This window comes from Kluyvera genomosp. 2 (genome assembly GCF_036759865.1).
GTDB classification, from domain to species: domain Bacteria; phylum Pseudomonadota; class Gammaproteobacteria; order Enterobacterales; family Enterobacteriaceae; genus Kluyvera; species Kluyvera ascorbata_B.
Window position 1 is genome coordinate 23,876 of record NZ_JAPKIA010000022.1, and the last position, 23,425, is coordinate 47,300.

The 23,425-nt window shown below is 57.3% G+C and carries 21 protein-coding genes; 15 read left to right on the forward strand and 6 right to left on the reverse strand.

The features are described 5' to 3' along the window. Positions 1-52: 52 nt before the first annotated feature. Positions 53-2,200 (reverse strand): intracellular growth attenuator family protein, encoded by a 2,148-nt coding sequence (locus V6942_RS20625; protein WP_333501760.1) that lies wholly within the window; start codon positions 2,198-2,200, stop codon positions 53-55. 308 nt (positions 2,201-2,508) lie between these two features. Between V6942_RS20625 and nudE the strand changes: the two genes are divergently transcribed. Then, positions 2,509-3,072: an ADP compounds hydrolase NudE gene (gene nudE / locus V6942_RS20630; RefSeq protein ID WP_106925130.1), complete on the forward strand. Its 564-nt coding sequence runs from the start codon at positions 2,509-2,511 to the stop codon at positions 3,070-3,072. 77 nt (positions 3,073-3,149) lie between these two features. Here the strand turns inward: nudE and mrcA are convergent, their stop codons facing one another. Continuing rightward, positions 3,150-5,702, reverse strand: coding sequence for a peptidoglycan glycosyltransferase/peptidoglycan DD-transpeptidase MrcA (mrcA, locus tag V6942_RS20635; RefSeq protein ID WP_333501761.1), 2,553 nt, complete (start codon positions 5,700-5,702; stop codon positions 3,150-3,152). Between the two features lie 120 nt (positions 5,703-5,822). Here mrcA and V6942_RS20640 point away from each other — a divergent pair, with 120 nt between their 5' ends. The 12 genes from V6942_RS20640 to trpS all read left to right on the forward strand — a co-directional run bounded on the left by V6942_RS20640 (position 5,823) and on the right by trpS (position 15,902). After that, positions 5,823-6,611, forward strand: coding sequence for a pilus assembly protein (locus V6942_RS20640; protein ID WP_106925132.1), 789 nt, complete (start codon positions 5,823-5,825; stop codon positions 6,609-6,611). Beyond that, positions 6,602-7,144 (forward strand): PilN domain-containing protein, encoded by a 543-nt coding sequence (locus V6942_RS20645; protein WP_146145696.1) that lies wholly within the window; start codon positions 6,602-6,604, stop codon positions 7,142-7,144. Before V6942_RS20640 ends, V6942_RS20645 begins: the two co-directional genes overlap by 10 nt. Beyond that, complete coding sequence (locus tag V6942_RS20650) at positions 7,131-7,589, forward strand: hypothetical protein (protein WP_106925134.1); 459 nt, start codon at positions 7,131-7,133, stop codon at positions 7,587-7,589. The genes V6942_RS20645 and V6942_RS20650 overlap by 14 nt, the downstream gene beginning before the upstream one ends. Next, positions 7,579-8,019, forward strand: coding sequence for a HofP DNA utilization family protein (locus tag V6942_RS20655; RefSeq protein ID WP_227673939.1), 441 nt, complete (start codon positions 7,579-7,581; stop codon positions 8,017-8,019). Before V6942_RS20650 ends, V6942_RS20655 begins: the two co-directional genes overlap by 11 nt. Then, a complete protein-coding gene (hofQ, locus tag V6942_RS20660; protein WP_333501770.1) occupies positions 7,907-9,127 on the forward strand; it encodes a DNA uptake porin HofQ in 1,221 nt (406 codons plus the stop codon). The genes V6942_RS20655 and hofQ overlap by 113 nt, the downstream gene beginning before the upstream one ends. Positions 9,128-9,407: 280 nt before the next feature. Further along, a complete protein-coding gene (gene aroK / locus V6942_RS20665) occupies positions 9,408-9,929 on the forward strand; it encodes a shikimate kinase AroK (RefSeq protein WP_035892101.1) in 522 nt (173 codons plus the stop codon). Positions 9,930-9,987: 58 nt separating this feature from the next. Further along, complete coding sequence (gene aroB / locus V6942_RS20670; protein ID WP_106925137.1) at positions 9,988-11,082, forward strand: 3-dehydroquinate synthase; 1,095 nt, start codon at positions 9,988-9,990, stop codon at positions 11,080-11,082. An 84-nt stretch (positions 11,083-11,166) separates the two neighbouring features. Further along, positions 11,167-12,489, forward strand: a complete 1,323-nt coding sequence (gene damX, locus V6942_RS20675; protein WP_333501762.1) for a cell division protein DamX — start codon at positions 11,167-11,169, stop codon at positions 12,487-12,489. 117 nt (positions 12,490-12,606) lie between these two features. Then, positions 12,607-13,440: an adenine-specific DNA-methyltransferase gene (gene dam / locus V6942_RS20680; protein ID WP_106925139.1), complete on the forward strand. Its 834-nt coding sequence runs from the start codon at positions 12,607-12,609 to the stop codon at positions 13,438-13,440. A 33-nt stretch (positions 13,441-13,473) separates the two neighbouring features. Continuing rightward, positions 13,474-14,151: a ribulose-phosphate 3-epimerase gene (gene rpe, locus V6942_RS20685; RefSeq protein ID WP_182966872.1), complete on the forward strand. Its 678-nt coding sequence runs from the start codon at positions 13,474-13,476 to the stop codon at positions 14,149-14,151. After that, complete coding sequence (gene gph / locus V6942_RS20690) at positions 14,144-14,905, forward strand: phosphoglycolate phosphatase (protein ID WP_106925141.1); 762 nt, start codon at positions 14,144-14,146, stop codon at positions 14,903-14,905. The genes rpe and gph overlap by 8 nt, the downstream gene beginning before the upstream one ends. Further along, a complete protein-coding gene (gene trpS / locus V6942_RS20695; RefSeq protein ID WP_106925142.1) occupies positions 14,898-15,902 on the forward strand; it encodes a tryptophan--tRNA ligase in 1,005 nt (334 codons plus the stop codon). The genes gph and trpS overlap by 8 nt, the downstream gene beginning before the upstream one ends. 162 nt (positions 15,903-16,064) lie before the next feature. On the opposite strand, the gene cysG is transcribed toward trpS, so the two are convergent. The 4 genes from cysG to tsgA form a co-directional block, all read right to left on the reverse strand. Beyond that, complete coding sequence (gene cysG, locus V6942_RS20700) at positions 16,065-17,438, reverse strand: siroheme synthase CysG (protein ID WP_333501763.1); 1,374 nt, start codon at positions 17,436-17,438, stop codon at positions 16,065-16,067. 147 nt (positions 17,439-17,585) lie between these two features. Continuing rightward, the gene (gene nirD / locus V6942_RS20705) at positions 17,586-17,912 is read right to left on the reverse strand and encodes a nitrite reductase small subunit NirD (protein ID WP_106925144.1); all 327 of its coding nucleotides are present in this window, start codon (positions 17,910-17,912) and stop codon (positions 17,586-17,588) included. Then, complete coding sequence (gene nirB, locus V6942_RS20710) at positions 17,909-20,452, reverse strand: nitrite reductase large subunit NirB (RefSeq protein ID WP_182929913.1); 2,544 nt, start codon at positions 20,450-20,452, stop codon at positions 17,909-17,911. The genes nirD and nirB overlap by 4 nt, the downstream gene beginning before the upstream one ends. A 249-nt stretch (positions 20,453-20,701) precedes the next feature. Next, entirely contained in the window at positions 20,702-21,883 is a 1,182-nt protein-coding gene (gene tsgA, locus V6942_RS20715) for an MFS transporter TsgA (RefSeq protein ID WP_333501764.1), read from the reverse strand. Between the two features lie 278 nt (positions 21,884-22,161). Here tsgA and ppiA point away from each other — a divergent pair, with 278 nt between their 5' ends. Beyond that, on the forward strand, positions 22,162-22,734 hold the full coding sequence (gene ppiA, locus V6942_RS20720; protein WP_106925148.1) for a peptidylprolyl isomerase A: 573 nt from the start codon (positions 22,162-22,164) through the stop codon (positions 22,732-22,734). 96 nt (positions 22,735-22,830) lie between these two features. Continuing rightward, positions 22,831-23,394 (forward strand): aminodeoxychorismate synthase component 2, encoded by a 564-nt coding sequence (gene pabA / locus V6942_RS20725; protein ID WP_182929914.1) that lies wholly within the window; start codon positions 22,831-22,833, stop codon positions 23,392-23,394. Positions 23,395-23,425: the final 31 nt, after the last annotated feature.

A 23,425-nucleotide genomic window follows, 5' to 3' on the forward strand; every position in this document is an offset into this window, starting at 1 on the left:
CGGAAGAAATGCGCGACAGAGTAACATAACTCTGCCGCGGCGGGGGAGGCGGCTAGCGGGTCGGGAAGTCGGACGTAAAATCGTCCGGCGATGAGAGCAGTGCCGGGGTAGTGCAGCTTTCGTAATATTTCTGAATTTGCGCCAGACGCTCGCGATGACGGTGATAGCGGCGCAGCGCCTGCACCCCGTTATAAACGGCGCAGATAACCATCGCCAGCATCAGCAGCGTGGTGGCCAGATAATGCCACAGCCCGCTGCTGTCGGGCATCCGGTGCAGATTGATATGCTGCGTGCCGTTGGCGTCGGTATAGAGATTGGTGACAATCCCTTCAGCGTGGAACGGCGTATGCATCAACATCCCTGCCAGGCGCTGGAATTCGTTCCACTGCTCGTGGGCGGGGTAGTCGTACAGGCTGGCGGTGGGGTACGGTTGGCTGACGAAATCGCTGCCTTCATCGCTGGTGATAAGGAAACCACCCGGCGCCGGGCTGTTTAACGCCTGTGCTGCGCGGGCCGTTTCGCGCAGGATAAACGGCGCGGTGGAGGTATCGACCAGGTTATCCAGCGACTCGGCGCTAACCGGGCGCAGCAGGACATTCACGCCGTCCAGCTTGCCGGAATTGGCGCGTTTGACCAGCGCATCCCAGTCGCGGGTATTACCCAGGTTAACCAGCGCGTTCTTCAGCCGCACGCAGTCGTCGGCGGCGGAGCAGAGATCTTTGGTTTTCAGCACGATATCAGCAAAATCATCCAGCAGCACCATGCCGGACTTCTGAATCGCCGAGCGCAGCGCCGGGCTGACGCGCGAGTCGTCGCCTTCGGCTGGGTGCAGCTGACGATTCACCGCCTGTACCAGCGCCGTGGCTTTGTTCACGGTTTCCGATTCCGGCAGCGGCAGGCGCGGCGCATCGTTCCAGATAATTTGCGAACAGTCGAACGGCAGGAACGGCGAGCTCTCCTGGGCCGTCCAGGTGCCGGGCGAATGAATGTTACACATCCCGATGCCGCTGAGATGCAGCGTATCGCCGACGCGAACGCCCGCCTTTTCCAACTGGCGCACGTCTTTTGCTTCTACGGTTTGCGCGCCTTTCAGCCATGAAATTGTAAACTTAAACGGCATGTTTAACGGCACGCTTATCCACATCATCACGGCCACCAGCAGCGCACCGCCACCAATAACGGCGCTGCGCAGCCAGTGCTGTAGCGGGAAGTTTTTCACTTCATCATGCAGAGAAAGGAAGCGACCCTGACGGACGACGTGACGATCAAGGTAGATATCAATATCGGTTTTCTGCCCCAAATCCTGCGCGACAAAGGGCTGCCAGTGGCGCGGATAGATGAGATCGATGATGCCAAGCGAAATGTTGTTAATCTGCTCCTGATCGTTTTCGCCAAACAGCCCCCAGCGCTTCGGCGTGCCGCGCAGGCAGTGGATCTCGCGCAGGGACGATTTTGTTGGCGGGGCGAAGAGCCCCCATAGCCCGCCGCCGAGCAGCAGCAGCGCACCGCCGAGTACCCAGGGCGTGAACACCGCAGGGGCAATCAGGCTGCAATAAAACAGGACAAACGCCGCGACGATCAGCAGCGCCTCGCGCAGCCCGTCCGGCCGGCCGAGCGCGTGCTCTTCATGCGTTTCCTGGCGAATATTGAGCAGCTCGATTTGTTCGCTTTCCTCGCCACGGATCGACGCCTGCGTTGAGCTTGTCGACTCCAGCGCCAGCCGTTGCTTCTCGCGTGAGTAGGTCTTCAGCGAGTGGCCGTTCAGGGCGATGACCAGCGGCATATCGTCGGTAACGATAAGATCGATGCTGTTTTCATCAGTAATGTGCTGCTCCCAGAACGGCGGCAGGTGCACTTCCACAGAGTCGAGAAAATAACGCCATTTGTTGGGATCGTCGGTGGTAATGCCATAGCGAGTGATGGCGCGGGTCAGCGTGAATACGGTACCGCTTTGCGCATTGAGCGTCAGCGTGGTTGGCGCGATCGTCGAACCGGACGGCGGAAGCTGCAGGTCGCGGTTCAGATCGTCGAGATAGTTTTCAACGCCCTGGCGCTCTTCGTCGGTGAGCTTGCGCGTGGTCGCGCCAGGAAACAAGTGCAGCCACGGCAGATGAAGGCGTTTTGCCCTTTTACGGAAGAACCAACCGACCAGCACGGCGCAGATCAGTATCGCTACGGTAAAGATCATCAATGTGCCCATGCTTTTCCCATCATACTTTTTCTTAGAGGTCTCTTAAGTTGCCTGCTTTTTTTATACATCATCGGCACATATTACAGAGGTGATAAAAAGAGTTTATAGACTCTCGCAAAACGTAAGCATAACAAACCCCTTTGCCAACGAGTATCAGTAAATTCCCAATTGTAATTCAACCTCTTGACATTTATCCAGAAATGAGAGATGGAAGAACATGAACGTTGCAACGATGTAAATAAAACGCTTTATACATTGCTGGAACCTCGTACCTATCGCACAATGATAAAAGTCACCACAGCAAAGACCCCGGCCCAATGAGCAAATCATTACAAAAACCTACCATCCTCCATGTTGAAACCGTCGCAAAGTCGCGCCTGTTTAATGTGGAAAGCGTCGATCTCGAGTTCAGCAACGGCGTCCGTCGCGTTTATGAGCGGATGAAACCCTCCTCGCGCGAAGCGGTAATGATTGTGCCTATTGTCGATGAACACGTCATTTTGATTCGCGAATACGCGGTGGGAACAGAATCTTACGAGCTGGGTTTTTCGAAGGGGCTGATTGATCCTGGCGAAACGGTCATGCAGGCGGCTAACCGTGAACTAAAAGAAGAAGTGGGCTTTGGCGCGCATGAGCTGACGTTCCTGAAAAAGCTCAGCATGGCGCCATCCTATTTTTCCAGCAAAATGAATATCGTTGTGGCGGAAAACCTCTACCCGGAATCCCTGCCGGGCGATGAGCCAGAACCGCTGCCGCAGGTGCGCTGGCCGCTGGCTAACCTGATGGATCTGCTCGACGATCCTGACTTTAGCGAGGCGCGCAACGTGAGCGCGCTGTTCCTGCTACGCGAGTGGCTGAGGGCACAGGGCAGATTGTCATAAAAAAAGGCGCCAACGGCGCCTTTTTTTATGACCCCGCGCGGCAGCGTGCCGTCGGGGTCAGTTGCCCGCGTTACGGGTCAGAACAGCTCGTGGGTTTCCCCGTTATCAATCACTTCAGTACCGACCTCGTGAACCGCCTGCTGTGTAGGCTGCGTTCCTTCAATGAAGTATTCCTGACGACTGCTGCCGCCATTGGCGAGCTGCCCGGTGTTGCGGTCAATATTGACCGTCACAATCCCCGGCGGCGGGGTCAGCGGTTCTTCAGGCACCCCGGCCAGCACGGCCTTCATAAAGGCATCCCAGGCAGGCTGAGCGCTCTTGGCTCCGCCTTCATAGCCTGAAATCTGATCCTTAATTGCGCCTGAAGCCGTGGTGCGCCCCAGGTCACGGCGGTGATCGTCGAAGCCAATCCATACGGAGGTCACCACGCCCGGACCGTAACCGGAGAACCATGCGTCTTTTGAGCTGTTGGTGGTCCCGGTTTTGCCGCCGATGTCGTGGCGGCCAAGATCGCGACCGGCACGCCAGCCCGTACCCTGCCAGCCTGGTTCGCCGAAGATGTTGGTATTCAGCGCGCTCTTAATCAGGAACGACAGCGGCGTGTTGATCACGTGCGGGGCGTACTCCTGGACACCGTTCTGAGCAACCAGCGGCTGATTCGGCTGCTCAATCTGCGGCATGGGAACGACGGCATTCTGCGGCGTTTGTGATATGGCAACATCTTCAACATCCTGATTTTCCAGAACGTTCGATTTCGGCGTGTCGCCGTAGATCACCGGCAGATTGCACTCAGGGCAGGCGATTTTCGGTTTCGCTTCAAACAGCACGCCGCCCTGGTCGTTTTCAATTTTACTGATGTAGTACGGCTCCACCAGGAAGCCGCCGTTGGCCATCACCGCATAGCCGCGCGCGACCTGCAGCGGGGTAAAGGACGCAGATCCCAGCGCCAGCGATTCCGTATGCACAATATTTTCAGCCGGGAAGCCGAAACGCTGCAAATACTCTGCGGCATAGTCCACGCCCATGGCGCGCATGGCGCGTACCATCACCACGTTTTTAGACTGGCCCAGCCCCTGGCGCAAGCGGATCGGGCCCGCGTATTGTGCCGGGGAGTTTTTGGGCTGCCAGTCGGAACCGGCGCCAGCATCCCAGCGGGAAATAGGCACGTCATTGAGCATGCTGGCGAGAGTTAAGCCCTTATCCATCGCCGCGGTATAGAGGAACGGTTTGATGTTAGAGCCGACCTGACGCAGCGCCTGGGTGGCGCGGTTAAACTTACTCTGGTTGAAGTCGAAGCCGCCGACCAGCGCGATGATTGCACCGTTTTTCGGGTTAATTGACACCAGCGCGGAGTTAACGTCCGGCACCTGCGCCAGCCACCAGCTGTCGCCATTCTGACGCACCCAAATCTGCTGCCCGGCCTGCACGACATCGGTCACTTTACGCGGGGTGGGTCCCTGCGCAGTATCGGAGCGGTAAGGCCGCGCCCAGCGCATCCCTTCCATCGTTAACGAGACCGATGTGCCGTCGGCTAACATGACGGTAGCTTCCTGCGGGTTAGCGGCGGTCACCGCAGCCGGTAGCAGCGGGCCATAAGAAGGCAGAGGGCGCAACGAGGCGCGAATTTTCTTGCTGTCCCACGGCGTTTCACCTGCTTTCCACAGCACGTTGGCCGGACCGCGGTAGCCGTGACGCATGTCGTAATCCATCACGTTATTGCGCAGCGCCTGCTGGGCTGCCTGCTGGTTCTTACGCGTAATCGTGGTGTAAACGCGGTAGCCGTCTTCGTAGGCCTGTTCACCGTACTGCTTGACCATATCCTGGCGCACCATCTCCGTCAGATACGGTGAAGAGAAGGCGATTTCCGGCGCATGGTAGTTGGCGTCAATGGCTTCGTTACGCGCCTGGTCGTACTGTGCCTGGGTGATATAGCCTTCGCTCAACATACGCGACAGCACCACGTTGCGGCGAGCGGTGGCGCGGTCAAGCGAGTAGAGCGGGTTGAAGGTAGACGGCGCCTTCGGCAGGCCTGCAATCACCGCCATTTCGCTCAGACTCAGCTGGTCGGCCGGCTTGCCAAAGTACACCTGTGCCGCAGCCCCCACGCCGTAAGCGCGGTAGCCGAGATAGATCTTGTTCAGGTACAGCTCAAGAATTTCATCTTTACTCAGCAACTGCTCAATACGGATGGCCAGGAAGGCTTCCTTGATTTTGCGCATCAGCGTTTTTTCAGGGCTGAGGAAGAAGTTACGCGCAAGCTGCTGGGTAATGGTACTGGCCCCTTGAGAGGCGTGCCCGTTGACCAGCGCGACGCTGGCGGCACGGAAGATACCAATCGGGTCAATCCCGTGGTGCTCATAGAAGCGGCTATCTTCGGTGGCAATGAACGCTTTCACCATTTCGGGTGGGATCTGGCTAAGGGTCATTGGAATACGACGCTTCTCGCCGTACTGCGCAATGAGCTCGCCATCTGCGCTATAGACCTGCATAGGTACCTGCAGGCGCACGTCTTTCAGCGTAGCGACGTCTGGCAGCTGCGGCTCAATATATTTGTAGAGGCCATAAATCGAGCCTGCTCCCAGCAGAATGCAACAGACTGCAAGGATGAATAAATACTTTACGAACTTCACCGGAGATTTCCCATTGAGTGGCATTTGGGCAGTTTATAAACAAACGCGCGGTAGTATAAAGGCAAGCCTGATTCATTGATATAGCCGTCACGCTGTTGGTGGCGTAAGGAGAATCGTGAAATGGCTTTCAACTGCTGGCAGGTCGGGCTTCATATTCAGCAAGATAATATCTTTATCATCGCACTCCAGCGCGCGCGCAGCGGCTGGTCTCTGCGCCGTTGGTGGCAGCTACCGCTGTCTTCCTCGGCGTCCCCCCATGAACAAGATGAACGCCTGCTGGCCGCGCTGGCGCCGTGGCGTCACGAGCTGCCCTGGCAGCATACGGTGAGCGTAGCCTTTCCCGCCCGGCGCACGCTGCAAAAAAGTCTGCCGGGCGCGGCCATCACCCTGCAGGAGCACGAGCAGCGTCAATGGATTGCCAGCGCGATGTCGCAGCAGCTTGAGATGCCTGTCGATGCACTGTGTTTTGACTATCATCTGGCGGAGCCCGCGGGGCAGTGGAACGTCACCGCCGCGCAGCAGCGCGAGGTGGCCAGTCTACAGCAGCTGCTGCGCCGCCTGCGCTTACACACCGCGGCGATTACGCCGGATGCCTGCGCGCTCCAGGTTTTCCTCCCGCTAATGGTAGACCCGCGAGCCGTACTGGTCTGGCGAGACGCATCGCACTGGCTGTGGGCGCACAGGGAAGGCTGGGGAAGCGGTGCGTTAAGCGACACTGCATCACCGTTGCTGCTGGCTGAGCGGCTGGACGTTGACCCGGCACGGCTGGTGCACATTGGCGCCAATGATCTCGGCGGCCCCTGTTTCGACCCCTGGAGCGCCATCGCGCAAAAGCAGCCGCCGCTACCCACCTGTGGTGATGCCTTTGCCGTGGCAATTGCACTGGCGATGGGGGCGGTATGGCGATAGTTCATACGGTTAATTTTCTGCCGTGGCGGCGAGCCCGATTCTATCGGCATCTACGGCGCTGGGTGGCCGGCGTGGCGGCATGCTGGCTGCTGAGTATGGCGGTGGCATTTTCCTGCCAGCTCAGCGGCAAGGCGAGGCGGGCTGGAGACGACATTCACGCCGACGCGGAGCGGCAGATAACGCAGCAACTGGCGGCGCGCGAACGTGAATGGGCGGCGCGGGCGCAGCAGCAGGCTCTGCTCGCGCAGCGGTTAGCACACCGACGTACCACGGAAGCCTGGGCGGCGCGGTTGAGCACGCTGGCTGAGCAACTTCCTCCCCAGGCGTGGCTTAACGAGCTGGTTTACCGCGAGCGCACGCTGCTGTTATCGGGGACGCTCATACAGTTTGCGGCTCTGGCGGGGGTCGAGCAGGTGCTGACAGCGCTACCCGGTTTCCAGCCCGCAACGGCGGGAAAAATTCAGCGCGATAACGCTGGCCGTTGGCAGGTTCACTATCAGTTGCAGGAGGAGACTGACGATGCGGCTCCCTGACGGCTGGTGGCCGCTCTCGCGGCTGAATGCGCTGCGCCTGACGGCGCTAGCCGCTGCGCTGGCGGGGGCGAGTGTTTGCTATCGCCTCGGGGCATCGGCGTTACAGACGACCGAATCTGAGGCCCGACAGCGTCAGCACGCGCAGTACGCGGCAAGCTGGCGTCGGCTCATGCCGTTGCGTGCGGCGCGAGTCCTCTCACCGGCACGCTCAGATCCTTATGTTCGCTTTTCGCCAACGGCCTTCCAACAGTCCGGGGCCCGGCTGGTGAGCTGGCTTCCTTCAGACAAGGGCGGCGAGCTGGTGCTGGACACTCCGTGGGCACAGGTGGCCCCGACCTTCCTGCGGCTGGCAGCGTGCGGTATGCAGGTCACGGCATTCGCGCTTACCGGGGAGAACGGTACGCTGCGCTTGACGTTAGGGCTGGTGCGCAACGATGAACCTTAAGCTTCCGCTGGCTGTGATCGTTGCGGTGCCGCTGCTGTGCGGCATGCGCGATCCTTTTGTTCCCATTGAAGACCCGTGTCATCACGCACAGCTCAGCCTGTGGCGCTATCGCGGGGCGGCGGCGTCGGGCGATCGTCTGATCGGTATCGTTCAGCGCGGTGACGATAAATGGCAGAGGGTAGAAAAAGATGCCGTGCTGCATACCGGCTGGCGCGTATTGCAGGTAACGCCGGAAAATCTGATGGTCGAGACGGGTACGGGCTGCGAGCCGCAGCGCTGGCAATGGACAAGAGAAGGAACGACAAAAAATGAACAGGATAAGCCTGCTAATACTGCTGCTTCTGGCGCCGCTGAGCCCGGCGAAAAACGTCACGCTGGTGGTGGACGACGTGCCGGTGGCCCAGGTGTTGCAAAGCCTGGCCGACCTTGAACAGAAGAATCTGGTGATTGCACCCGATGTGCAGGGCTCGCTCTCGCTGCAGCTGCGTAATTTACCGTGGAAGCAGGCGTTACAGACGGTGATGACCAGCACCGGGCTGGTTATGCATCAGGAGGGAAGCGTGCTCTTCGTCTATTCGCAGCGCTGGCGTGAAGAGAAGCAGGCGCGAGCGCTGGCGGAACGGGTGCGCCGTCAGCAGACGTTGCCGTTGAAACACGCCAGTATTGTGCTGCAGTACGCTGATGCCAGCGAACTGGCAAAGTCCGGAGGCAAACTTCTCAGCGCGCGCGGCACGCTGACCGTTGACAAGCGCACCAACCGGCTCATCGTTCGCGATGACGGTGAACATCTTCAGGCGTTTAGCGCGTGGGCAACGGAGATGGATATTCCCGTCGGCCAGGTTGAGCTGGCTGCACATATCGTCACTATCAATGAAACCAGCCTACGTGAGCTGGGTGTGAAATGGAGCCTCGCCGAGGCTGAAGGGGCAATAGGGGCTGGTAAAATCACCTCGCTGAGTAGCGATTTGTCGGTAGCCGATGCCACGACGCGCGGTGGTTTTAATATTGGCCGCATCAATGGTCGCCTGCTTGAGCTGGAGCTGTCCGCGCTGGAACAAAAGCAAAAGGTGGATATTATCGCCAGCCCGCGGCTTCTGGCTTCACATTTGCAGCCCGCGAGCATTAAGCAGGGTAGCGAGATTCCCTATCAGGTCTCGAGCGGAGAGAGCGGGGCCACTTCGGTCGAATTTAAAGAAGCGGTGCTGGGCATGGAGGTGACGCCGACGGTGCTACAGAATGGTCGGGTTCGGTTGAAGCTGCATATCAGCGAAAATATGCCGGGCCAGGTGCTACAGCAGGCGGATGGCGAAGTGCTGGCCATCGACAAGCAGGAGATTGAAACCCAGGTTGAGGTTAAAAGTGGCGAAACGCTGGCGCTGGGCGGCATTTTTTCGCAGAAGAATAAAAACGCCAGCGACAGTGTGCCTTTTTTAGGCGATATCCCTTTGTTGGGTCATCTTTTTCGCCGTGATGGGAAAGACAATGAACGACGTGAACTGGTGGTGTTTATCACGCCACGTATTATTTCTGTGCAATAGCAGCGAGTAATCATGCGAATTTAGCAGCGAAGGTGCGCCGTGGGTTTGACGTGGGAGCAGATTTAGCATACAAGGAGTACCGATTTGAGTGTCAACGTATGCCGCTCGTACTCCTGTAGTCTGCTGATTTAATCTGTTGCCAAACCAGCCGGAGTATTGAGATAATTTTCAGTCTGACTCTCGCTCTATTGCATAAGAGGTTTCAGTTCATGTCCTGCGACGCGTGATGTTCTGCGGCGCGGATTTATCATTAACGAATAGTCTTAGTAGTACCAAAAAAATGGCAGAGAAACGCAATATCTTTCTGGTTGGGCCCATGGGTGCCGGCAAAAGCACTATTGGGCGCCAGCTGGCTCAACAGCTCAATATGGAATTTTACGATTCTGATCAAGAGATTGAGAAACGAACAGGCGCTGACGTGGGCTGGGTCTTTGATGTCGAAGGCGAAGAAGGTTTCCGTGACCGCGAAGAAAAAATCATCAATGAGTTAACGGAAAAGCAGGGTATTGTTCTGGCAACAGGCGGTGGCTCTGTAAAATCACGCGAAACGCGCAATCGTCTCTCCGCTCGTGGCGTGGTTGTCTATCTGGAAACCACCATTGAAAAACAGCTCGCTCGCACTCAGCGCGATAAAAAGCGCCCGCTGCTGCAGGTTGAAACGCCGCCGCGCGAAGTGCTCGAAGCGCTGGCCGACGAACGTAATCCGCTGTATGAAGAGATTGCTGACGTCACTATTCGTACTGACGATCAGAGCGCAAAAGTTGTCGCTAACCAGATCATCCATATGCTGGAAAGCAACTAATACTGGCCTGAAAAGTAGAATGCCAGCGAATAACAGTCACTAAGGTGGACGTCGCGTTATGGAGAGGCTTACAGTAACTCTCGGGGAACGTAGTTACCCGATTACCATCGCGGCTGGTTTGTTTAACGACCCAGCTTCCTTCTTACCGCTCAAGTCCGGCGATCAGGTTATGCTGGTCACCAACGAAACGCTGGCACCGCTTTATCTGGACCAGGTTCGCTCCGTGCTCGAGCAGGCTGGCGTGAAGGTTGATAGCGTCATTCTGCCGGACGGCGAACAGTATAAAAGCCTGGCCGTCATGGATACCGTTTTCACCGCGCTTTTGCAGAAACCACACGGTCGTGATACTACGCTGGTGGCGCTGGGCGGCGGTGTGATCGGTGACTTAACCGGTTTTGCGGCGGCGAGCTATCAGCGCGGCGTACGCTTTATCCAGGTGCCTACCACTCTGCTGTCGCAGGTGGATTCTTCGGTTGGCGGCAAAACCGCGGTCAACCATCCCCTTGGTAAGAATATGATTGGCGCATTCTGGCAGCCGGCCTCCGTTGTGGTTGACCTGAACTGCCTGAAAACGCTACCGAAACGCGAGCTCTCCTCTGGCCTTGCCGAAGTCATTAAGTACGGCATCATCCTGGATGCGCCGTTCTTCGACTGGCTGGAAGCGAACATCGACGCGCTGATGGCGCTGGATGAAAAAGCGATGGCGTACTGTATTCGCCGTTGTTGTGAGCTGAAAGCCGATGTTGTGGCTGCCGACGAGCGCGAAACCGGGTTACGTGCTTTACTCAATCTTGGGCATACGTTTGGCCACGCCATTGAAGCCGAGATGGGTTATGGCAACTGGCTGCACGGTGAAGCCGTGGCGGCGGGTATGGTGATGGCGGCTCACGCCTCCGAGCGCCTGGGCCAGTTTGACGCTCAGGATACTCAGCGCATCATCGCACTGCTTAAGCGCGCAGGGCTGCCGGTTGCGGGTCCGCAGGAGATGACGGCGCAAGCCTATCTGCCGCACATGCTGCGAGATAAAAAAGTCCTGGCTGGCGAAATGCGCTTAGTGCTGCCGCTGGCTATCGGGAAAAGTGAGGTACGCGGTGGCGTATCCCACGATGTGGTTCTTGGCGCTATTGCTGATACCCAGCAGGCGCAACTATAAGAAAGGTCTAGCCGCGTTCGTGCGGTGTTTTAACTTCAGGTGATGTGCAATTGTCGTGGCATAAGCCTTTTAGTGGGGTGTTAAATGGATGAATTTAAACCAGAAGACGAGCTGAAACCCGATCCCAGCGATCGTCGTACTGGTCGCTCTCGTCAATCTTCCGATCGTGACAGCGAGCCACAGATCAACTTTGATGATGTGGAACTCGATGCGGATGAGCGTCGTCCGTCCCGTAGTCGCAAAGCACGTGAAGAAGCCGAGCCGGAAGACGAATACTACGAATCTGAAGAAGCCGATGACGCTGACGCAGAGGAAGTGGTAGAGCGCCGCCCGCGTAAACGTAAAAATGCCGCGCCGCGTAAACCGGCTTCCCGCCAGTACATTATGATGGGGCTGGGCGTGGTTGTGCTGCTGGTGTTGATTGTCGGCATCGGTTCGGCACTGAAAGCACCTTCTTCAAACGATCAAAGCGCATCGTCGGAGAAGAGCATCTCTCTGTCGGGCGATAATACCGATCAGGCCAATGCTTCTCAGCCTCAGCCTGCACAGGAAAACAACCCGCAGCAGGACGTCACGCTGCCGCCAATCTCCTCTACGCCGACCCAGGGCCAGCAGACCGCTGCGCCGGACGGTCAGCAGCGCGTCGAAGTTCAGGGTGACCTGAACAATGCGCTGACGCAGCCGCAGGGCCAGAGCGACGACACGGTCGTGAACTCTACGCTGCCGACGGAACCGGCTACCGTGGCACCGATTCGTAACGGTGCGCGCCCTGCGGTCACTGCGCCGGTGGAAACGCCGCGTCAGACCGCGACGGCTCCGCGTCCGGAACGTAAGCATACGGTTATCGAAACCAAACCGCAGCCGATGGCCACGGTGAAAACGCAGGCTCCGGCCGCGCAGAGCAAACCGGTTGAAACGAAGCCGGTGACCACTGCGCCGAAACAGACCGTAACGGCGGCCACCTCAACGCCGGCAAAAGCGCCTGCGGCTGAAGCGGCAAAACCGGCGGCAACCACCGCTGCGCCTGCGGCTACCGCCACGACGGCTACGGCCGCTGCAACCGCAGCGCCTGCCGCGACGGCAACCGCAGCGCCTGCCGCGACGGCAACCGGCAAGTCGGCGGGCGACGTGGGCTCGCTGAAATCAGCTTCTGGCTCACATTACACGCTGCAGCTCAGCTCTTCTTCTAACTACGACAACCTAAACGGTTGGGCGAAGAAAGAGAACCTGAAAAACTACGTGGTGTATGAAACCTCTCGCAATGGCCAGCCGTGGTATGTCCTGGTCAGCGGCATCTACGCATCGAAAGATGATGCCAAACGCGCCGTGACCACGCTGCCAGCCGACGTACAGGCCAAAAACCCGTGGGCGAAACCGCTGCATCAGGTACAGTCTGACCTGAAGTAACCGTCGTTTCGTTGTCGACCGCCCCGTCTATATCGCATGGTATAGGCGGGGCGTAGAAGCGCAGGATGCTGTCGGAGCTTTCTCCACAGCCGGAGAGAGTGTAAGTAGTCAGGCCGCATGAAAAAAAATCGCGCTTTTTTGAAATGGGCAGGGGGAAAGTACCCGCTGCTCGATGAAATTCAAGGCCATCTGCCCGAGGGCGATTGTCTGGTTGAACCCTTCGTTGGTGCTGGATCGGTATTCCTGAATACCGATTTTTCGCGTTATATTCTGGCTGATATCAACAGCGATCTCATTGAGCTCTATAAAATCGTTAAAACGCGCGCCGATGAGTACGTTGAGCAGGCGAGGACGCTGTTTGTTCCCGAAACCAATAACGCCGAGCGCTACTATCAATTCCGCGAAGAGTTTAACGCCAGTACCGACCTGTTCCGTCGCGCGGTGCTGTTTTTGTACCTCAACCGCCACGGCTACAACGGCCTGTGCCGTTATAATCTGCGCGGTGAGTTTAACGTCCCGTTTGGCCGTTATAAGAAGCCCTATTTCCCGGAAGCCGAGCTGCGCCATTTCGCTGAGAAGGCGCAAAACGCCGAATTCTACTGCGAGTCTTATGAAGACTGCATGAAGCGCGCCGGCAAAAATGCCGTAGTCTACTGCGATCCGCCCTATGCGCCGCTGTCAGCTACGGCCAATTTTACGGCTTATCACACCAATAGCTTCAGCCTGGAGCAGCAGGAGATTCTGGCGCGAAAGGCGGAGGAGCTGATGGCGAAGCGGATCCCGGTACTGATTTCGAACCATCGTACGCCGCTGACGCTGGAATGGTATAAAAACGCGACGGATACGCACGTCGTCAAGGTTCGACGCAGTATTAGCCGCAACGGCGGCACGCGTAAAAAGGTGGACGAACTGCTGGCGCTGTATCGCCCGCCAGGCAAAAAACAACGTTAAAGACCCTAATGGATAGGCTCTGAGGAGATGCGGATGAAACAGTACCTGATTGCCCCTTCAATTTTGTCGGCCGATTTTGCCCGCCTGGGGGAAGACACGGCCCGTGCGCTGGCCGCCGGGGCGGACGTGGTTCATTTCGATGTTATGGATAACCATTACGTGCCTAACCTGACCATCGGACCGATGGTGCTGAAAGCGCTGCGTGATTACGGCATTACCGCCCCTATTGATGTGCACCTGATGGTGAAACCGGTTGACCGTCTGGTGCCGGACTTTGCCGCCGCAGGCGCCAGCATCATCACTTTCCATCCGGAAGCCTCTGAACACGTTGACCGTACGCTGCAGCTGATCAAAGAACATGGCTGTAAAGCGGGTCTGGTGCTGAACCCGGCTACGCCGCTAAGCTACCTCGACTACGTGATGGACAAGCTGGACGTCATCCTGCTGATGTCGGTTAACCCAGGCTTCGGCGGTCAGTCCTTTATTCCACATACGCTGGACAAGCTGCAGGAAGTGCGTCGCCGCATTGATGCGTCCGGCTATGACATCCGTCTGGAAGTCGACGGCGGCGTGAAGGTGAATAATATTCGCGAAATCGCGGCGGCCGGGGCGGATATGTTTGTCGCCGGGTCGGCGATTTTTGGCCAACCAGACTACAACAAAGTCATTGATGAAATGCGCAGTGAGCTGGCAAAGGTAAGTCATGGATAAATTGCAAACCATTCGCGGCGTCGCGTTTGACCTCGACGGTACGCTGGTCGACAGCGCGCCGGGGCTGACGGCGGCGGTGGATAGCGCCCTGTATGCGCTGGAGCTTCCGGTCGCGGGCGAAGACCGCGTCGTTACCTGGATTGGCAACGGTGCCGACGTTCTGATGGAACGGGCGCTGAACTGGGCCCGCCAGGAACGCGCTTCCCAGCGCGCGGCGCAGGGGAAACCCTCCGTCGATAGCCACGATATTCCGCAAGACGAGCAGCTTCGCGTGCTGCGACGTCTGTTCGATCGTTATTATGCCGAGTTTGCCGAAGAGGGTAGCTTCCTGTTCCCGCACGTTGAGCAAACGCTGGCCGCGCTGCACGCCAGCGGCTTACCGCTGGCGCTGGTGACCAACAAGCCAACGCCGTTCGTGGCACCGATATTGGCGTCGCTGGGCATCGACAGCTATTTCTCCGTGGTGATTGGCGGGGATGACGTGCAGAACAAGAAGCCGCATCCCGAGCCGCTGCTGAAGGTGGCGGAAAAGCTTTCTTTGGCCCCGGAAGCGCTGTTGTTTGTCGGTGACTCGCGCAATGATATTCAGGCCGCTAAGGCTGCGGGCTGCACCTCCGTTGGTCTGACCTACGGCTACAACTATGGCGAAGCCATCGCGCTGAGCGAGCCGGACGTCGTCTTTGACCACTTCAATGAACTTTTGCCCGCTCTCGGGCTTGCAAACAGTGAAAATCAGGAATCAGAACATGACTAAGCCCATCGTATTCAGCGGCGCACAGCCGTCAGGTGAACTGACCATCGGTAACTACATGGGTGCACTGCGTCAGTGGGTCAACATGCAGGATGACTATCACTGCATCTACTGCATCGTTGACCAGCACGCGATTACCGTACGTCAGGACCCGCAGGCGCTGCGTAAGGCGACGCTCGACACGCTGGCGCTGTATCTGGCCTGCGGAATCGACCCGGAAAAAAGCACCATCTTCGTACAGTCTCACGTGCCGGAACACGCACAGCTGGGCTGGGCGCTGAACTGCTACACCTATTTCGGCGAGCTGAGCCGTATGACTCAGTTCAAAGATAAATCTGCCCGCTACGCGGAAAACATCAACGCCGGCCTGTTTGACTACCCGGTGCTGATGGCGGCAGACATCCTGCTGTACCAGACCAATCAGGTGCCGGTTGGTGAAGACCAGAAGCAGCACCTGGAGCTGAGCCGCGATGTCGCCCAGCGCTTTAACGCCATCTACGGCGATATCTTCAAAGTGCCTGAGCCGTTTATTCCGAAGTCCGGCGCGCGCGTAATGTCGCTGCTTGAGCCGACCAAGAAGATGTCCAAGTCCGATGACAACCGCAACAACGTGATTGGCCTGCTGGAAGACCCGAAATCGGTAGTGAAAAAGATCAAACGTGCGATGACCGACTCTGAAGAGCCGCCGGTTATTCGCTACGATCAGAAAGAGAAAGCGGGCGTTTCTAACCTGCTGGATATTCTCTCCGGCGTAACCGGCCAGAGCATTCCTGAGCTGGAAAAACACTTCGAAGGCAAGATGTACGGCCACCTGAAAGGGGAAGTGGCGGAAGCCGTTTCCGGTATGCTGAGCGAACTGCAGGAGCGTTATCATCGCTTCCGTAACGACGAAGCTTTCCTGCAGAAGATCATGAAAGAAGGCGCAGAGAAGGCCAGTGCGCGTGCATCTCAGACGCTGAAGGCGGTGTACGAAGCGATTGGCTTTGTGGCCAAACCGTAAGCATTAGCGCAAATTGCCGGGTGGCGGCTGCGCCATACCCGGCCTACATGCTCTGCAATATCAGTGGGTTGTGTGGGTTTATGTAGGCCTGATAAGCGAAGCGCCATCAGGCAGCTATTTTGTCACCAACTTCAAACCGGGATAATCCCGGTTTTTTTACGTTTAATGGTTGGAGAACCAGTTCAACCGGTCGCGAAGCCCAACCACGCGCCCAACGATAATCAGCGCCGGGCTCGCCATCTGCTGCGCCAGCTCGCCGAGCTGCGTCAACTGACCATCGACCACGCGCTGGTTTACCGCCGTACCGTTCTCGACGATGGCGACCGGCATATCGCCCTGCATTCCGTGCTCAATCAGCTTCTGTTGAATAGTGGCTGCCTGGTTCAACCCCATGTAGAACACCAGCGTTTGCTTTTCTGCCGCCAGGTTTTCCCAGTCCAGTTCGCCGCCGGTCTTCAGGTGGCCGGTGACCAGGCGTACGCTTTGTGCGTAGTCGCGATGGGTCAGCGGAATGCCGGAGTAAGCCGAGCAGCCTGAAGCGGCCGTGATCCCCGGCACCACCGAGAAAGGAATACCCGCATCGCACAGGGTTTCCAGTTCTTCACCGCCGCGACCAAAAATAAAGGGGTCGCCGCCTTTCAGGCGCACCACGCGTTTACCCTGCTGTGCTTCACGCAGCAGAATCTGGTTAATTTCATCCTGCGGTACGCAGTGGTAGCCCGCGCGTTTACCGACGAATACGCGGTCTGCGTCGCGGCGAACCAGATTCATGATGTCATCAGAGACCAGTCGGTCGTATACCACGACGTCAGCCTGCTGGATCTGCTGTAGCCCTTTGAGCGTCAGGAGCCCGGCATCGCCCGGCCCGGCGCCGACCAGCACCACTTCACCACGGTGGTCGAGCGGGGCGGTCAGCAGCTGTTCGGTCGTTTCTTCAATGGCCTGGCGGTCCTGGTTAGCCAGCGACTGCGCCAGGCGATCGTTCATGAACATTTTTTCCCAGAAGCGGCGGCGTTCGCCCATCGTGGAGAACTGTTTTTTCACCCGTTCGCGTAGCTTTCCGGCATAGGCCGCAACCTGGCCCAGATGCTGTGGCAGCATCGCTTCCAGCTTCTCGCGCAGCAGGCGCGCTAGCACCGGTGAGGTGCCGCCGGAGGAGACCGCTACCATGAGCGGCGAGCGGTCGATAATCGATGGCATGATAAAGCTCGCGGCTTTCGGCGCATCCACCACGTTGCAGAAAATGCGTCGAGCTTCCGCCTCATCGCTGACCTGCTGATTGATCGCATCGTCGTCGGTGGCAGCAATGGCCAGCCAGCAGGGGTCGAGCAGAGCGGGCTGGAAGTCGCCCGCGACCAGCGTCAGCATTCCCGCCTCGGCCCAGACGTGGAACTGCGGGACGTAATCCCGCGCATTTACCGTGAGGCGAGCGCCCGCGTCCAGCAGTAGACGCGCCTTGCGTTCGGCAACATCACCGCCGCCGACCAGCAAACATTCGCGATCGCGCAGTTGGCAAAAGATGGGTAAGTGATCCACGGGGCAACCTCACGGAATTAGCAATAGAAATGCGGGGAATGAATAATGCGGGTAAGGATAACAGCAGACATCGTACGGAATACACGATTTTTCCTGCTGTTACCCCTTTAAGGTCATAAGTTTTTGGTATTACTTATGCCTGAACGTTCAGGCCTTGAGCTGCACCTGGCCGTCTTTAACGCGCGCTTCGTAATGGGCGACGGAATGGCTCTCATCTTCCATGCACAGCCCATCACGCAGACGGAAGCGCTGTTTTTTCAGCGGGCTTGCCACCCACAGCTCGCCCTGATGTTCGGCAATCAGGCCGCGAGACAGCACGCTCGATTCGAAGAACGGGTCGATGTTGCTGATGGCAAAGACCCGATCATCGGCATACGGGCGGAAGATCGCCACCTGCTGGTCTCCCAGCAAGGCGCAGACGCCGGTCGCTGGGACAATAGCGTCAATTTTGCAGATATTTACCCACTGGCTCATGCGTTTTCCTCCACCAGAGTGACCGGAATACGTTCATACGGCGTAGCAGGGCGGTGCTGGGCACGCTCGGCAACCACCTGGACGTTCGGGTCACGTTGTTCGCTGTTGATAAAGTGTTTGAAGCGTACCTGAGCGGCCGGGTCGTTTACGGTCTCGGTCCATTCGCAGGCAAACGCTTCACGCAGACGGGCGATTTCAGCTTCCAGATGTTCGTTCAGGCCCAGCTTGTCGTCGATGATCACGGAACGCAGGTAGTCGATACCGCCTTCCAGGTTATCCAGCCACGGCGCGGTACGCGTCAGCTTATCGGCGGTACGGATGTAGAACATCATGAAGCGATCGAGGTATTTGATCAGCGTTTCGCGATCGAGGTCAGCCGCCAGCAGATCCGCGTGACGTGGCTTCATGCCGCCGTTACCGCAGACGTACAGGTTCCAGCCTTTCTCGGTGGCGATGATGCCAACGTCTTTGCCCTGCGCTTCTGCACACTCGCGGGTACAGCCGGAGACGCCAAACTTCATTTTGTGCGGCGTACGAATGCCTTTGTAGCGGTTTTCTAACTCCACGCCGAAGCCCACGCTGTCGCCCACGCCGTAACGACACCAGGTGCTACCGACGCAGGTTTTGGCCATACGCAGCGCTTTCGCATAGGCGTGACCGGTTTCGAAGCCTGCTTCAATCAGCTGACGCCAGATTTCCGGCAGATCGTCTTTCTGCGCACCGAACAGGCCGATACGCTGGGAGCCGGTGATTTTGGTGTACAGATTGAATTCTCGCGCGATACGGCCAACGGCCACCAGGCCTTCTGGGGTGATTTCACCGCCGGCGGAGCGTGGGATCACCGAGTAGGTACCGTCTTTCTGGATATTGGCCAGGAAGTTGTCGTTGGTGTCCTGAAGCGGCGTATGCTGCGGCTTGAGGATATATTCGTTCCAGCAGGAAGCCAGCAGGGACCCCACGGTCGGTTTGCAGACTTCACAGCCGTAGCCTTTGCCGTATTTTGCCAGCAGCTCGTCGAAGGTTTTGATGCCTTCCACGCGAATCAGGTGATACAGCTCCTGGCGGGTGAACGCAAAGTGTTCACACAGGCTGTGGTTGACTTCAATACCCTGTTTCGCCAGCTCGGCGTTGAGGACCTGGGTGACCAGCGGAATACAGCCGCCGCAGCCGGTACCGGCTTTGGTTTCGGCTTTCAGCGCCGCCACGGTGTGGCAACCTTTGTTAATCGCGGCGATCAGATCGCCTTTCGAGACGTCGAAGCAGGAGCAAATTTGCGCGCTGTCCGGCAGCTTATCGACGCCGATAGACGGTTTACCGCTGCTGGCGTGCGCCGGCAGAATCAGCGAATCCGGGTTTTCCGGCAGTTCGATGGCGTTCAGCGCCAGCTGCAGCAGGTTGCCGTAGTCGCTGGTGTCGCCGACCAGCACCGCGCCGAGCAGCGTTTTGTTATCTGCGCTGACGATAAGGCGTTTGTAGACTTCTTTGCTTTCGTCGAGGTAGACGTAGCTGCGCGCACCCGGCGTACGGCCATGCGCATCGCCGATACCGCCTACGTCAACGCCAAGCAGCTTCAGCTTGGCGCTCATATCGGCACCCTGGAAGCTGTTTTCGCTGCCGAGGATGTGGTCAACGGCAACCTGAGCCATTTTGTAGCCCGGCGCCACCAGGCCGTAGACGCGGTTCTTCCAGCTGGCGCATTCGCCGATGGCGTAGATATCCGGATCGGATGTCTGGCAGCGGTCATTAATCATGATGCCGCCTCGCTGGGCGACTTCCAGACCACACTGGGTGGCCAGCTTGTCGCGCGGGCGAATGCCGGTAGAGAAGACGATAAAGTCGACTTCCAGCTGGCTGCCGTCGGCAAAGCGCATGGTTTTACGGGCGTTCTCGCCTTCCTGCACGATCTCTTTGGTGTTTTTGCTGGTGTGAACCTTCACACCCATGCTTTCGATTTTGCGCTTGAGCTGCTCGCCGCCCATCTGATCGAGCTGTTCCGCCATTAGCATCGGGGCGAATTCGATCACGTGGGTTTCAACGCCGAGGTTTTTCAGCGCGCCGGCTGCTTCGAGGCCGAGCAGGCCGCCGCCGACCACCGCACCGCGTTTGCTACGGCGGGCGCAGGATTCAATGGCGTTCAGATCTTCAATGGTACGGTAAACGAAGCAATCCTGAGTTTCAGACCCTTTAATCGGTGGGATCCACGGGTAAGAACCGGTCGCCATAATCAACTTGTCGTAAAAGACGGTACGACCCGCGCTGGAGTGGATCACCTTCTCTTTACGGTTAATGGTGATGGCGCGTTCGCCGACCAGTACCTTCACACCATGCTTCTCATAGAAGCCCTCACGGACCAACGACAGCTCTTCCGCCGTGTGGTGTGAGAAGTAGGAGGAGAGGTGGACGCGGTCGTAGGCGATGCGGGGTTCTTCACAGAAGACGGTAATGTCGAAGTGGCTGGCATCGGATTTATCGAGAAGATCCTCGATAAAACGGTGGCCGACCATGCCGTTACCGATAATTGCGAGTCTGACTTTGCTCATTTTTGCCTCGATTTCTATTCTAATACTGCCTACCTTAACGATTCAGCTAGGGGGATTATTGATTCAAATCAATTTAGCCTTTACCTACCACTTAATGGGTATGGCTATGATTTTAAAGTGGTTTTGTAAGTTGCGGATAATACACAACTTTCTTTGGTGTTTGTTTTTTGTTCAAAATGAGCAAATAAGCGGCGGGGGGCAGAGCTGGAGAAAGGTGCCCCTTTTCAGGTTGAAAAGGGGCGGTAAGGATTAGTGTCCGGCAACCGTAGCATGCTGACGGTGGCGGCTAACGAAGCCGAGGATCAGACACATCACAAACACGACAGCGTAGAGTCCGTTCGCCGTGGTGAGCGCAGCCAGCGGGCCGCTGCTGGCAACGATCGGGCCGGTTACCACGAAGGTCAGCATGGTGCCGATGGTGCCACAGGTCAGCACGAAGTTAACCAGTTTTGGGGAGGCGACTTTGGTCTGTAGCGAACCCAGGGTGATAATTGAGGTATAAATGGCGCTGGAGAAGAAGCCCAGGGTCAGAATAAACCATGCCAGATGCTGCGGTTCGCCGTGGTTGAACAGGTACATCATCAGGGTCGCGATGCCAGCCAGCACGGTCAGGATACGCTGCAGGTCGAAGAAGCGTAGGATGAAGCTGAAGGCCCACATGCCGAACATGTAAGACATCCAGAAGTCGCTGACCAGTTTACCCGCGTCACCAAGGCTCATGCCCAGGCCTTTAGCATATTCCGGCACCCAGGAGATAAAGCCCAGCTGGCCGAGGATGTAGCACAGGGCGGCGATGGACAGGAACAGCACGCCAATGCCCCACTTCTCTTTGACCACTGGCTGGTCGTTGTGTTGGGCTTTTTTACCCAGCAGTGGGAACTCGCAGCCGAAGGTCAGCACGAAAATCGCGACGTAGATCAGGCCAATGCAGGCATAGACCCAGTACCACTCGATGGTACGAGCCAGTAGCCAGGCGGCGAGCATCGGGAAAATCATCCCCGCCATGCTGAAGAAGGAGTCGGTAAACAGCAGGCGCGCGCCGCGCTGACGGCCTTCATACATATGGGTAATCAGGAAGGTACCGATCGACATGGTGATCCCGCTGACCAGACCGAGCACGAACATGGCCGCCGAGAACAGCGCCAGGCTGTGGCTGGTCATCAGGCCGGCCACCGCCAGTACCATCAGAATGAAGCCAAAACGCAGCTGCGTCTTCAGGGGAACAATTTCCATCAGCCATGCATTGAGGAAAATCGAGATCAGAATACCGGCGTTCAGGAAGGTAAAGGTGTTACTCATGCTGGAAACGGGCAGATTGAAGTAATCGGCGATGTTCCCCATCACCATCCCGGTGACGATCACCAACGCACCGGTAAGGGCGTAGGAGAAGAAGCTAATCCATGTGAGCTTGATACGGTTGCTGTTAGTCATGACTGGCCTGTGAATAGTTGTGTAAAGCGCGTTGACACTGCGCTGAGCGGGCAGATTTTAGTCACTGAAGTGACGTATTCATAGTTTTATTACGCAAACGTTGGCGTATTACACTTTTCATTGTGATCTGGATCACAAAATCAAATGTGGCAATGCTTACCACGCTCATTATAAGCGTTGAGCCCAGGTAAACTTTGGTAAAGCACTGGCCTGAGGGGCTGTCCCTCTTTAGAATCAAGCCACTTGCTTTCTCTACTGCACCTGTTAAAGGAATTCTCATGCTCAAATCAACTCTGGCGGCCGTGGCGGCTGTTTTTGCTCTCTCGGCGATGGCTCCTGCGGCTTTAGCAGCAACCCAGAATCCGCACGTACTGCTGACGACCTCCGCGGGTAATATCGAGCTGCAGCTGGATAGCCAGAAAGCGCCGGTTTCCGTTGAAAACTTCCTGAAATACGTTAATAGCGGCTTTTACAACAACACGACGTTCCACCGCGTGATCCCGGGCTTTATGGTTCAGGGCGGCGGTTTTAACGAGCAGATGCAGCAGAAGCAGCCGAACCCGCCGATTAAAAACGAAGCTGACAATGGCCTGCGTAATACTCGCGGCACTATCGCGATGGCGCGTACTGCTGATAAAGATAGCGCAACCAGCCAGTTCTTCATCAACGTGGCCGATAACGCCTTCCTTGATCACGGTCAGCGTGATTTCGGCTATGCGGTATTCGGCAAGGTTGTGAAGGGCATGGACGTGGCGGATAAAATCTCCCAGGTGCCGAGCCATAACGTCGGGCCGTACCAGAATGTGCCGACCAAGCCGGTCGTGATCCTTTCCGCGAAAGTCCTGCCGTAAGCCATATCGGGCGGCGTCAGGCATGAGGCCGTCGCCCGTATCGCTAAAGTGGATGTCACCCGGTAGAATGGCGGCAGAAAGATAACCGGAGCCGCCATGATCCTGCTGATTGATAATTACGATTCCTTTACCTGGAACCTTTACCAGTATTTCTGTGAGCTGGGCGCCAGCGTAACGGTCAGACGTAACGATGACATCACTCTCGAGGAAATCGCCCTGCTGGCACCGGAGAAAATCGTTATCTCTCCAGGCCCCTGCACGCCGGATGATGCCGGTATTTCACTTGACGTTATTCGCCGCTACGCCGGCAAAATTCCCATTCTTGGCGTCTGCTTAGGTCATCAGGCTATCGCTCAGGCCTTTGGCGCGCGTATCGTTCGCGCCGCTCAGGTCATGCACGGCAAAACCTCGCCGATTTTCCATCAGCAGCAGGGCGTCTTTCGCGGGCTGAATAACCCGCTGACGGTTACCCGCTATCATTCGCTGCTGATTCAGCCGGATACCCTGGCGGACTGCTTTGAGGTTACCGCGCTTAGCGAAGCCGGTGAAATCATGGGGATTCGTCACCGCGAGTGGGATCTCGAAGGCGTACAGTTCCACCCGGAAAGCATTCTTAGCGAGCAAGGACACGCGCTGCTGGCCAACTTTCTCCATCGATAGTAGTTGCCATGATGTGATTTTTTATGCATAT